Raw genomic sequence first — 11,154 nt, forward strand, 5'->3', positions numbered from 1 at the left:
AGCCTAAGTCAGCGAGCACCGCAATGCCGCCATTCCTTTGCAAAATGTATGTTGCAAAGAAGTGCTTGCAAAGAAGTCTTTGCATGGCTACTCTGAACGCATGGCAGAGAACGAGACCAGCGACCAGGCCGCGGCCATGGCCCGGGCCGAGCAGCGACACAACGAGGACCGTGTTCTCGACTCGGGCGCTCTTCGGGCGCTGGCGCACCCGCTTCGCGTGAAGATCTACGACATCCTCAGCCAGTACGGTCCGCAGACCGCCAGCTCCCTTGCCGAGCGGCTGGGCGAGTCGAGCGGCGCGACCAGCTATCACCTGCGCGCGCTGGCCAAGCACGACCTCATCCAGGAGGCCGCCGACCGCGGCACAGGCCGCGAGCGCTGGTGGGAGCGTCCCATCGGCGGCGTGTCGTTCGCGAGCCCCGATGCCATGACGACGCCCGCCGGCCGCGCTGCCACGCAGGTCGTGATGAACGAGTTCCTGCGCAACCGCAACGACCAGCTCCTCGAGTTCGTCAACCGCGGCATCGGGGGCGAGGACGAGATGTGGCAGGAGGGGACGCTGATATCCACCGCCACCGCCCGGCTCACTCCGGAGCAGAGCAAAGAGCTCGCGCTCAAGATCATGGCCCTGATCGACGAGGCCGTGGACAACTACCGCAACCAGAGCGGCGAGAACGTGCGGCCGGTCACCATCCGCGCCGACCTCTTCCCGCTTCCCGAAATTGGAGGACAGTCATGACCGCTCTCACTGCATCGCACGCCGTCGTCCGCACCACCGGATTCGAGCGGATGCTGCTGACCACCGCCGCCGGCCTCGACCGCTTCGTCGCGACCCGCCTCGAGCGCCGGGGCACCACCGAGGGCCCGCGGGCTGCGCAGACCGCCGCCGGCGAGATCCGCTCCGACGCACTGGCCATGGGCGCCGTGGGGATGCTCCCGCGATGACCGACACCGTGGACACCGCTGACCAGACCGAGGGGGCCGGGCGCAAGGGCGGGCCCCCTCAGCCTGTCGCGTCATCGAGCGGGCGACCCGCAGCCAAGCCGCGACTGGGCGCCGACTTCGGCAAGCTCTGGACAGCGGCGGCCTTCAGCAATCTCGCCGACGGAGTGGGCCGCGTCGCCGTTCCGCTCATCGCCACCACGCTCACCCGCGACCCCCTCGCGATCGCCGCACTCGGGGCGCTCGCGTTCGTGCCGTGGCTCGTGTTCGGCCTGCCCGCGGGCATGATCGTCGACCGCTACGACCGCCGGCGGATCATGGCGCTCGCCAACGCGCTGCGCGGCCTGGCGGCCGTCGGCCTCGCGTTCCTCACGGTGACGGGCGCGCTCGACATCTGGTGGCTCTTCGCCGCAACCCTCGTTTTCGGGTTCGGCGAGACGCTGTTCGACAACGCCACGAATGCGATCGTCCCGTCGCTCGTCGAGCGGCGCTCCCTCGATCGCGCGAACGGATTCCTGCAGGCCGCGCAGATCACCATCGACAACTTCATCGCCACGCCGATCGGCGGCGTGCTGTTCGCCGTGTCGCTCGCACTCCCGCTCTGGGTGGGCGCGGCCGGCTACCTCATCCCCATCGCCCTCGCCGTGATGCTGCCGCTGTCGGCCGCCCGTCCGCTGCGCGATGCCCCCGCGGCGCAACGGCAGGACGCCCCGGAGCCGGCGGCCGCCGTCGTCGCAGGCGAACCGCTGTCCGCAGCCGAAGGCCCCGCCGAGCAGGCTGGGGAGCGGGCGAACGCCGCCGTGGCATCGTCGGCTGCCGACGAAAGCGTGTCGGCCCGCGAGGCGATCTCGTACCTGTGGCATCACCACTTCCTGCGGTCGATGGTGGTCTTCACCTCGGTCGTCGGCTCGGCGTTCTCCTTCGCCCAGGCTCCCACGATCCTCTATTTCCTCGACGAGCTCGCCGTCGCGCCGGCCGCCATCGGCCTCGTGACCGCCGGCATCGGACTCGGCGCCCTCGCGGGCTCCCTCGTGGCGTCCACTCTGGTGGAGCGCTTCGGCCGGGGCCCGGTCATGCTCGGTGCGAACCTCGTGGCCGCGGCATCCCTCGCCGCCGTCTGGGCTGCACCCGAGGTCGTCACCGGCACGATCGCCTACGGCCTGATGGCGTGTGCTGTCTCGGTGTGGAACGTGCCGTGGGGTGCACTGCGCCAGGCGATCGTGCCTGGCCACCTGTTCGGCCGCGTGCTCGGGATCATCCGCACCTTCACGTGGGGACTCTTCCCGTTCGCCACGCTGCTCGGCGGCTGGGTGGCGCGCTATGACCTGCGTCTGCCCTACGTGATCGCCGCCGTGGCGACCCTGCTCGCCGCACTGATCGCTTCGAAGCTGCTCCTCGAGGCGTCGAAGCACAGCGAGCCCGAGGAGTGACGGCCGATCAGCCGAAGCCGTCCTCGGGGTCGTTGCGCGCGAAGGCCTCGCCGTTCTCGTCGAGCGACACGATGATGCCGGTATCGAGCTCGGCGATCGGTCTGCCCTCGAGCCACGTCATCGTCCACCGGGGCCGCGGCTGACCGAGCTGATCCGCGGGGATCGTGGCATCCACCGCCTCGATCTCGCCGCGCAGCGCCGGCGGCACCGACCTCGGAGGCTCGTCGCCCGAGGTCCAGCGTGTGCCGAGCTGCATGTCAGGCCTCCTGGGGTGCGAGTTCGATGTCGGTGACGGCGAGCTCGTCGGCCTCGGCGTAGACGATCTCGGCGATACGGCCGACTGCCTTGAGGTCGCCTTCGGCGAGACGGAGGGCGTCGAGGGATGCCGTGGGCCCGGCGATCGTGACGCGCGTCACGGGCGTCTTCTGCGAGGCCTTCGCCTCGGTCTTCGCGCGGCGGATGCCGATGAGGGCCTCGCCGACAACCTTCAGCACGGCGGTGTCGCCCTCGGTCCCGAGCGGCTCGGGCCACGCAGAGGTGTGCACGGAGCCGTCGTTGAACCACGACCACGCCTCCTCGGAGGCGAACGCGATCACCGGTGCGAAGAGTCGCAGCATGGTCGAGAGGGCGGTCCGCAGGGCGAGCGCCGCGGACGCCTGGCCCACGTCGGTCTGGTTGTAGGCGCGCTCCTTGACCAGCTCGAGGTAGTCGTCGCAGAACGTCCAGAAGAACGATTCCGTCATCTCGAGGGCGCGGGCGTGATCGAACGACTCCAGCGCCGTGGTCGCGTCGCGCACCACGGCGTCCAGCGTCGTGAGCATGGATGCGTCCAGCGCGTGCGTGACCTGCGCACCTTCGGGTACCGGGAACGACAGCACGAACTTGGCTGCATTGAGCACCTTGATCGCGAGGCGACGGCCGATCTTGATCTGCGTCGGATTCTGCGGGTCGAAGGCGGCGTCGGTGCCGAGGCGGCTCGACGCCGCCCAGTAGCGCACGGCGTCCGAGCCGTGCTGGACGAGGATGTCGGCGGGCGTCACGACGTTGCCCTTCGACTTCGACATCTTCTTGCGGTCGGGGTCGACGATGAACCCCGAGATCGCGGCATCCGTCCAGGGCGCGCGGCCATCCTCCAGCGCGCTGCGCAGCATCGTTGAGAAGAGCCACGTGCGGATGATGTCCTGACCCTGGGGGCGCACGTCGAACGGCGCCACGAGGTTCCACAGCTCGGGATCGCGCTCCCAGCCGCCGGCGAGCTGCGGAGTCAGCGAAGAGGTTGCCCAGGTGTCGAAGATGTCGGCCTCACCGTCGAAGCCGCCCGGCACGCCGCGCTGGTCCTCGGTGTAGCCCGAGGGCGCATCGGTCGTCGGGTCGACGGGCAGAGAGGCGGCGTCGGGCGTCAGTACCCGGGTGTAGTCGCGGTCGCCGTTCTCGTCTAGGGCGTACCACACCGGGATCGGCACGCCGAAGAACCGCTGGCGCGACACGAGCCAGTCGCCGGTGAGCCCATTGGTCCAGTTCTCGAACCGCACCCGCATGAAGTCGGGGTGCCACGAGACCTCGCGCCCGAGCGCGATCAGCTTGTCGCGGAGAGCTTCGTCGCGCGCGCCGTTGCGGATGTACCACTGACGGGTCGACACGATCTCGAGCGGGCGGTCGCCCTTCTCGTAGAACTTCACGGCGTGGGTGAAGGGCCGGGGGTCGCCCTCCATCTCGCCCGATTCCTTCAGCAGCTCGACGATGCGCTTCTTCGCGCTGAACACCGTCTTGCCCGCCAGCTCCGCGTATGCGGCCTTGGCGGCATCCGTTGCGATCACGTCGGGCGCCTCGGCCATGACGCGGCCATCCTGGCCCAGGATCGTGCGGTTGGGCAGGTCGAGCTCGCGCCACCAGATGATGTCGGTGACGTCACCGAAGGTGCAGATCATCGCGATACCCGAGCCCTTGTCCTGCTGGGCGAGCGGGTGCGCGAGCACGGGCACTTCGACCTCGAACAGCGGGGTGCGCACGGTGGTGCCGAAGAGCGGCTGGTAGCGCTCGTCGTCGGGGTGTGCCACGAGCGCGACGCACGCCGGAAGCAGCTCGGGACGCGTCGTCTCGATGTGGACGTCACCGGAACCGTCTGCCTTGTGGAAGGCCACCCGGTGATACGCGGCGGGCTGATCGCGGTCTTCGAGCTCGGCCTGGGCGATCGCCGAGCGGAAGTCGATGTCCCACAGCGTCGGGGCCATCGCCTGGTAGGCCTCGCCCCGCTCCAGATTGCGCAGGAACGCCAGCTGGCTGGTGCGCAGGGTGTCGTCCGAGATGGTGCGATAGGTCTGCGTCCAGTCGACGCTGAGTCCGAGCGAGCGCCACAGCGCTTCGAAGTGCTTCTCGTCCTCGACGGTGAGCTTCTCGCAGAGCTCGATGAAGTTGCGGCGGCTCACGGGAACCTGGTCTGCGGCGCGGCTGCTCTTGTTGTCACCGCCCTCGAACGGGGGCGTGAAACCGGGGTCGTACGGCAGCGACGGGTCGCAGCGCACGCCGTAGTAGTTCTGCACGCGACGTTCGGTCGGCAGGCCGTTGTCGTCCCAGCCCATCGGATAGAAGACGGTCTTGCCGCGCATGCGCTCGAAGCGCACTTTCACGTCGGTGTGCGTGTAGCTGAACACGTGGCCGATGTGGAGACTTCCCGACGCAGTGGGCGGGGGAGTGTCGACCGAGAAGATGCCTGCGCGGCCGACCTCGGCGGCGCGGATGCGGTCGAACAGGTAGGTGCCCTGCTCTTTCCAGGCGGTATCCCACTTGCTTTCGAGACCCTCGAGTGCGGGCTTGTCGGGAATCAGCGCGTCGGCCATGGGTCTCCTCGTGCGATATGTGCGGCACTGTGTGAGCGTGCCTGAGTGTGGGTTGTCGCACGATTCTACCGGGTCGGCATGCCGAGCCCGGTCTCGTCAGTCCTGCACGTCGGTGGCGAGCGCCGCGGCGAACGCCGGCGCGAGCTGCTCGACCTGCCACGGGGTCAGGGTCACCCGGCGCAGCGAGGAGACGTCGAGGTACGCCGCGGCGTCGAGCCCTCGGAAGTCCACGCTGTCGGCGCGCATGCCGCGGGTGTCGACCTCACCGGCCCGGGTGTTCTCGAAGCGCACGCGCGTGAGGGTCGCCTGCGGAAGGTCGAGGGTCTCGATCGCGCAGTCGGCCACGCGCAGGTCTTCGACCTTCGCCCCGCCGAGGGAGAGATAGTCGATCCGGATGCCGCGCAGCTCGACCTCGTCGATGCCCGCCGCTCCCAGGTCGAGGGTCCCGATGCGTCCTCCGGTGAGCAGCACGCGTCGGAGTCGCGCGTCGGCGCCGCGAACGCTTGTCGCGCGCAGCCCGTTGAACTCCACATCGACCAGGGTCGCTCCGGTGAGGTCGAGACGATCGACGGATGCCGCGGCCACGATGCACTCGGTGAGCGCAGCGTGCGAGGCGTCCACCTCGCCGCTCAGTCCGCCGATGCTCGCCTGAAGGTGATCTCCGCGCCGCTCGAGCCCGATGACGTCGAAGAACTCGCGGGGGAGATCGGGCGCGGAGACGCGCGGAGCCAGCGGGTAAGCAAGGGGACGAGCCATGCGATGACGCTATCGACTGCCGGGAACACCCGAGCGGTCATGCGCGTTTATCGACTGCGTCCACAAACCGCTACCGTAGTGGTATCCCCGTCTCAGACTTCCCGAGGTCAGCCATGCCCGTTACCCCCCTGCGCCGACGCCTGGCCGTCGCCGCCGCTCCGCTCATCGCCGCGCTCGTGCTCAGTTCTTGCGCCGCCACCACGAACGACGCCGGTGACGACGGTGGTGAAGTGGTCTGGGCGATCGAGGGTGCGAACCTGTCGGCCGGTCACATGGACCCCCAGACCAGTCAGCTCGACGTGTCGTCGATGGTGCAGCGCGCCGCGCTCGACTCGCTGGTGTTCCAGGAGGCCGACGGCACGTTCTCGCCGTGGCTCGCCGAGAGCTGGGAGATCGAGGACGACGGCGCCTCCTACGTCTTCACTCTTCGCGACGATGTCACGTTCCACGACGGTGAGCCCTTCGACGCGGCGGCGGTGAAGGCCAACTTCGACCGCATCGCCGACCCCGAGACCGCGTCGGCCCAGGCCGCGAGCATGCTGGGCGGCGAGTTCTACGCCGGCACCGAAGTCGAGGACGAGCACACCGTGCGCGTCTCGTTCACCCAGCCGTACTCCCCGTTCCTGCAGGCGGCGAGCACCGCCCTCCTCGGGTTCTACTCGCCGGCCGTCCTCGAGTCGTCGGCCGATCAGCTGAAGGCGGGCGGCCCAGGCATCACCGTCGGCACCGGGCCGTTCGAGCTCACCGAGTACACGCCCGACCAGGAGATCGTCTACACGCGCAACGACGACTACGCATGGGGTCCGCACGACTCCGGCGCCGCGCAGTTCGAGACGCTGCGCGTCGAGATCCTGCCCGAGGCGTCGGTCCGGGTGGGTGTCGTCGAGAGCGGCGAGGCCGACCTGGCCAGCCAGCTGCCTCCGAACCTGGCCGCCGACCTCGACGAGTCGCTCACGGTCGACGCGAAGGAGTACCCGGGCCTCCCGTACTCGCTGTACCTGAACGAGAAGTACGGGGTATTCGCGGACGAGAAGGTGCGCCAGGCGTTCGCGCAGGCGATCGACATCGACACGGCGGTCGACGAGATCTTCTTCGGCCAGTTCCCGCGTGCGTGGTCGGTGCTCGGATCCACGACGCCGACCTACGACGCGTCGCTGGAGGGTTCGTGGCCATTCGACGCCAGCGCGGCCGAGGCGCTCCTCGACGAGGCCGGCTGGACCGAGCGCGACGCCGAGGGTTACCGCACGAAGGACGGCGAGCGGCTCTCCGCGCGCTGGATCGCCTGGACGCCCGTTCCCGATGACCGCGCCGCACTGGCCAATGCCATACAGTCCGACCTCAAGGCGATCGGCTTCGAGATCGTGCGCGAGGTCCTCGAGCCCGGCGCGTACAACGAGCAGTACGGTCCGAAGACGTTCGACCTGACCGACTGGGGCTTCTCGGGCGTCGACCCCGACCTGCTGCGCAGCCACCTGCACACGGACGGCTTCCAGAACGCCTCGCAGGTGAGCGACGCCGACCTCGACGCGCTCCTCGAGCGAGGCGTGGCGACGGCCGACACCGCCGAGCGCGGCGAGATCTACGGCGAGGTGCAGCAGTGGAACGCCGAGCACGTCGCCATCGTCCCGCTCTACAGCCCATCGCTCATCACCGCGGTGGGCGACTCGGTGGAGGGGCTCGCCTACGATCTGTACGGGCGCCCGCTGTTCTACGACGTCAGCGTCGGCTGACCCGGCGCCCGGAGAGGGCAGGGCTCGGCACGAGATGACGGCACGGCGTGAGGCTCTCGCGCGCCTGGCGGCGCGGGCCGCAGGGATCGCGGCATCCGTCGTCATCGTGCTGTGGGGAGCGGCCACGCTCGCCTTCCTTGCCCTGCGGGTGATCCCCGGCGACCCCGTCGAGGTGATGCTCGGGCCGCAGGCCCAGGTCAGCGACGCGGTGAAGGATGCGATCCGGGTTGAACTCGGCCTCGACCGGCCCCCGCTGGAGCAGTACGTCGCCTACCTCGGGCAGCTGCTGCGCGGCGACCTCGGCGAGTCGTACCAGCTGCGGATGCCGGTGACCGAGGTCATCGGCCGTCAGCTGGGCGCCACGCTGCAACTCTCCGCACTCGCCCTGTTGATCGCCGTGGCGGTGGCGTTCGCCGTGGCGCTGCTCGCGCGCGGCCGGGCGTCGCGCAGCGCCGTCGCAGGCGTCGAGCTGGTGATCCTGTCCTCGCCGGTCTTCTGGATCGGCCTGCTCCTGCTGAGCATCTTCGCGTTCGGCCTCGGGTGGTTTCCCGTGGCGGGCTCGCGCAATCCCGCGACCATCGTGCTCCCTGCCGTCACGCTCGCCCTGCCGATCGCGGCGCTGCTCGGCCAGGTGCTCCGCGACGGCATCGAGGCCGCCGAGCGTCAGCCGTTCGCCACCACTGTGCGCGCCCGCGGCGCCGGGCCGACGTGGCTCACCCTCCACCACACGCTTCGGCACGGCGCCACCGGCGCACTCACGCTCGCCGCCTATCTGGTGGGTTCGCTCCTCGGCGGTGCGGTGCTCGTCGAGACCGTCTTCGCCCGCCCAGGGCTCGGACGCGTCACTCTCGCAGCCATCACCGACCGCGATCTCCCCGTGATCACGGGCATCATCCTCCTGAGCGCGGTCGTCTTCGTCATCGTCAACCTCGTCGTCGAACTCACCTATCCGCTGCTCGACCCGCGGCTGCGGCGCGCACCGGGCACCGGCGTCGCTCGGGAGCAGGTGGTCGCATGAGCGAGACCCGCCGGATCGGCATGACCGTCGCGCTCGTCGTGCTCGCGGCGATCGCCGCGGTCGCCGTCGCGCCCCAGCTCTTCGCCACGCACGACCCTCTCCAGACCGACGTGCGCGCCGCTCTGCTTCCCCCCAGCCCTGAGCACTTCTTCGGCACCGACCAGAGCGGCCGTGACGTCTACTCGCGCGTCGTCTACGGCACGGGCCGATCGGTCGGGATCGGCGTCCTGGCGACAGCCCTGGCGTTCGCGATCGGTCTGACGGTCGGTGCGCTGTCCGGCGTGGCCCCGCGCGTCGTCGACGCCGTCGCCATGCGGGCCACCGACATCCTTCTGGCCTTCCCCGAGTTCCTCATCGCGCTCGTCGTCGTCGCCGTGCTCGGACCGGGGCCGGTGAACGTCGCGATCGCGGTGACGATCGCCGCCGTCCCGATCTACATCCGCCTGGCGAGGGTGCAGACCCGCTCGCTGCGACTCGCCGAGCACGTCGAGGCGGCGCGCATCCTCGGAATCTCGGCGCCGCTGGCGTTCACGCGTCACGTCGTCCCCGGCGTCGTGGGGGCGCTGAGCGTTCTCGCGACCATCGGCATCGGCTCGAGCATCCTCGCCGCCGCCGGGCTCAGCTTCCTCGGCCTGGGGCCGACCGAGCCGAGCCCCGAGTGGGGCCTGATGCTCGCGGGCGGGCGCAACGTGATCGGGCAGGCATGGTGGGTGTCGGCGTTCCCGGGCGCCGCGATCACGCTCACGGTGATCGCGGCGACGATCGTCGGCCGAGTCCTGCGCGCCCGAGCGGAGGGGCGCACACGATGAGCGGATTGACCGTGCGCGGGCTGAGCGTCTCGATCGGCGAGCTGCGAGCCGTCGACGGCCTCGACCTCGAGGTGGCGCCGGGGGAGTGCGTCGCGATCATAGGCGAGTCCGGCGCCGGCAAGTCCCTCACCGCCCGCGCGCTTCTCGGGCTGTCTCCGGCGGGCGCCACGGTGCGCGCGGACGCACTCGACATCGACGGTGTCGACGCGCGCGGCCTGAGCGAGCGGGCCTGGCGCCGGCTGCGCGGATCCCGCATCGCCCTCGTCTCGCAGGATGCGCTGGTGTCGCTCGACCCGCTGCGCCGCGTGGAGGCCGAGGTCGCCGAGCCCCTTCGACTGCACGGCGAGCGGATGCCGCGCCCCGCGCTCCGCGATCGCGTCCACGCCCTCCTGGCCGAGGTCGCCATGCCGGACCCCGCCCGGCGCGCACGGCAGTATCCTCACGAGCTGTCCGGCGGACTGCGGCAACGGGCGCTCATCGCCTCGGCGCTGGCCGGCGCGCCGACGATCCTGGTCGCCGACGAGGCCACGACCGCGCTGGACGCCACGGTGCAGGCGCGCATCCTCACCCTCCTGCGCGACATCGCCGACCGCGGCGTCGCCGTCGTGTTCATCAGCCACGACTTCTCGGCCGTGCGCGGGGTCGCCGATCGCGTGCTCGTGATGCGCGACGGGCGTGTCGTCGAGCGCGGCGCGACGGAGGCGCTGTTCGGGGACCCGCAGCATTCGTACACGCGCAGTCTGGTCGCCGCCGCCGCGCACGAGCCGCGGCCGACCTCGGGCGAAGAGGCGCCCGCGCGGCTGCGCGTGCGCGGGCTGTCCAAGGCGTTCGACGTTCCGGCGGCCGTCGACGTGAGCTTCGCCGTGCCCCGCGGACGCACCCTGGGCATCGTGGGGGAGTCGGGGTCGGGCAAGACGACCGTCGCCCGCATGATCGTGGGCGTCGAACGCCCGGACTCCGGCGAGGTCCTCCTCGACGGCGAGATCCCGACGGCGGCGGGGCTGCGCCGTATCCAGCTCGTGCACCAGAATCCCGCCGGCGCGCTCGATCCCCGCTGGCGCATCGGCCGGTCGATCGCCGAGGCGCTCGAGGCGGGCGGTGTCCCGCGCGCGGCCAGGCAGCAGCGGGCTATCGAGCTGCTCGCCGAGGTGGAGCTCGACCCGGCGCTCGCCCGCCAACGCCCGTCGGAGCTCTCGGGAGGGCAGCGCCAGCGGGTCGCCATCGCCCGCGCGCTGGCGGCCGAACCCGAGGTGCTCGTGCTCGACGAGCCGGTCTCGGCTCTGGATCCCCTCGTGCGCGAGCGCGTCCTCTCCCTGCTGGCGCGACTGCAGCGCGACCGTGGGCTGACGCTCGTCTTCGTCTCGCACGACCTCGATGTCGTGGCGGCCGTGGCCGACGAGGTCCTCGTGATGAAGGACGGCGTCGTGGTCGAGCATGGTCCGACCGCGGAGGTGTTCGCCGGGGCGCAGCATCCTTTCACGCGAGAGCTGCTCGCCGCGGCTCGCTCGCTCCCGCCGCGTGCGCGGGGTGCGGCACCCGCGTAGACTCATCGCAGCAGCATCGATCCGGCCATCACCGGGGAGCTCTCGGAAGAACAGGACTCCGGTCCCCATTAGAACCGAGCGGGTCAGG

Annotated in this window: 10 protein-coding genes; 7 read left to right on the top strand and 3 right to left on the bottom strand. The window is 70.6% G+C overall.

The annotated features are described in order from the left end of the window. The first annotated feature begins 100 nt into the window (after positions 1-100). The 3 genes from MK786_RS01545 to MK786_RS01555 are packed head-to-tail and all read left to right on the top strand — an operon-like array spanning position 101 to position 2,372. Positions 101-739, top strand: coding sequence for a transcriptional regulator (locus tag MK786_RS01545; RefSeq protein WP_241110498.1), 639 nt, complete (start codon positions 101-103; stop codon positions 737-739). Beyond that, positions 736-945 (top strand): hypothetical protein, encoded by a 210-nt coding sequence (locus MK786_RS01550; protein ID WP_241110499.1) that lies wholly within the window; start codon positions 736-738, stop codon positions 943-945. Before MK786_RS01545 ends, MK786_RS01550 begins: the two co-directional genes overlap by 4 nt. Further along, positions 942-2,372 (top strand): MFS transporter, encoded by a 1,431-nt coding sequence (locus MK786_RS01555; protein ID WP_241110500.1) that lies wholly within the window; start codon positions 942-944, stop codon positions 2,370-2,372. The genes MK786_RS01550 and MK786_RS01555 overlap by 4 nt, the downstream gene beginning before the upstream one ends. Before the next feature lie 7 nt (positions 2,373-2,379). On the opposite strand, the gene MK786_RS01560 is transcribed toward MK786_RS01555, so the two are convergent. The 3 genes from MK786_RS01560 to MK786_RS01570 form a co-directional block, all read right to left on the bottom strand. Next, positions 2,380-2,628 carry a hypothetical protein gene (locus tag MK786_RS01560; RefSeq protein WP_241110501.1) on the bottom strand — a complete coding sequence of 83 codons (249 nt, stop codon included), beginning with the start codon at positions 2,626-2,628 and terminating at the stop codon, positions 2,380-2,382. A 1-nt stretch (position 2,629) separates the two neighbouring features. After that, positions 2,630-5,209 (bottom strand): valine--tRNA ligase, encoded by a 2,580-nt coding sequence (gene valS, locus MK786_RS01565; protein ID WP_241110502.1) that lies wholly within the window; start codon positions 5,207-5,209, stop codon positions 2,630-2,632. A gap of 96 nt (positions 5,210-5,305) precedes the next feature. Next, a complete protein-coding gene (locus MK786_RS01570) occupies positions 5,306-5,965 on the bottom strand; it encodes a pentapeptide repeat-containing protein (protein ID WP_241110503.1) in 660 nt (219 codons plus the stop codon). Between the two features lie 113 nt (positions 5,966-6,078). On the opposite strand from MK786_RS01570, the gene MK786_RS01575 reads away from it, so the two are divergent. From MK786_RS01575 to MK786_RS01590, 4 genes are read left to right on the top strand one after another with little or no spacing between them, the layout of a single operon-like run. Further along, positions 6,079-7,695, top strand: coding sequence for an ABC transporter substrate-binding protein (locus MK786_RS01575; RefSeq protein WP_241110504.1), 1,617 nt, complete (start codon positions 6,079-6,081; stop codon positions 7,693-7,695). Positions 7,696-7,729: 34 nt separating this feature from the next. Continuing rightward, the gene (locus MK786_RS01580; RefSeq protein WP_241110505.1) at positions 7,730-8,713 is read left to right on the top strand and encodes an ABC transporter permease; all 984 of its coding nucleotides are present in this window, start codon (positions 7,730-7,732) and stop codon (positions 8,711-8,713) included. Then, the gene (locus tag MK786_RS01585; protein WP_241110506.1) at positions 8,710-9,522 is read left to right on the top strand and encodes an ABC transporter permease; all 813 of its coding nucleotides are present in this window, start codon (positions 8,710-8,712) and stop codon (positions 9,520-9,522) included. The genes MK786_RS01580 and MK786_RS01585 overlap by 4 nt, the downstream gene beginning before the upstream one ends. Then, positions 9,519-11,066, top strand: coding sequence for an ABC transporter ATP-binding protein (locus MK786_RS01590; protein ID WP_241110507.1), 1,548 nt, complete (start codon positions 9,519-9,521; stop codon positions 11,064-11,066). Before MK786_RS01585 ends, MK786_RS01590 begins: the two co-directional genes overlap by 4 nt. The last annotated feature ends 88 nt before the right edge of the window (positions 11,067-11,154 follow it).

The sequence above is a fragment of the Microbacterium sp. CFH 31415 genome, from assembly GCF_022538185.1.
Lineage (GTDB): Bacteria > Actinomycetota > Actinomycetes > Actinomycetales > Microbacteriaceae > Microbacterium.

What these genes read in the sequence shown, in the direction of transcription:
- MK786_RS01580 (WP_241110505.1), top strand. Translation starts at nt 7,730, where the DNA reads ATGACGGCACGGCGTGAGGCTCTCGCGCGCCTGGCGGCGCGGGCCGCA.
- MK786_RS01545 (WP_241110498.1), top strand. Translation starts at nt 101, where the DNA reads ATGGCAGAGAACGAGACCAGCGACCAGGCCGCGGCCATGGCCCGGGCC.
- MK786_RS01585 (WP_241110506.1), top strand. Translation starts at nt 8,710, where the DNA reads ATGAGCGAGACCCGCCGGATCGGCATGACCGTCGCGCTCGTCGTGCTC.
- MK786_RS01555 (WP_241110500.1), top strand. Translation starts at nt 942, where the DNA reads ATGACCGACACCGTGGACACCGCTGACCAGACCGAGGGGGCCGGGCGC.
- MK786_RS01560 (WP_241110501.1), bottom strand. Translation starts at nt 2,628, where the DNA reads ATGCAGCTCGGCACACGCTGGACCTCGGGCGACGAGCCTCCGAGGTCG.
- MK786_RS01570 (WP_241110503.1), bottom strand. Translation starts at nt 5,965, where the DNA reads ATGGCTCGTCCCCTTGCTTACCCGCTGGCTCCGCGCGTCTCCGCGCCC.
- MK786_RS01550 (WP_241110499.1), top strand. Translation starts at nt 736, where the DNA reads ATGACCGCTCTCACTGCATCGCACGCCGTCGTCCGCACCACCGGATTC.
- MK786_RS01590 (WP_241110507.1), top strand. Translation starts at nt 9,519, where the DNA reads ATGAGCGGATTGACCGTGCGCGGGCTGAGCGTCTCGATCGGCGAGCTG.
- MK786_RS01575 (WP_241110504.1), top strand. Translation starts at nt 6,079, where the DNA reads ATGCCCGTTACCCCCCTGCGCCGACGCCTGGCCGTCGCCGCCGCTCCG.
- valS (WP_241110502.1), bottom strand. Translation starts at nt 5,209, where the DNA reads ATGGCCGACGCGCTGATTCCCGACAAGCCCGCACTCGAGGGTCTCGAA.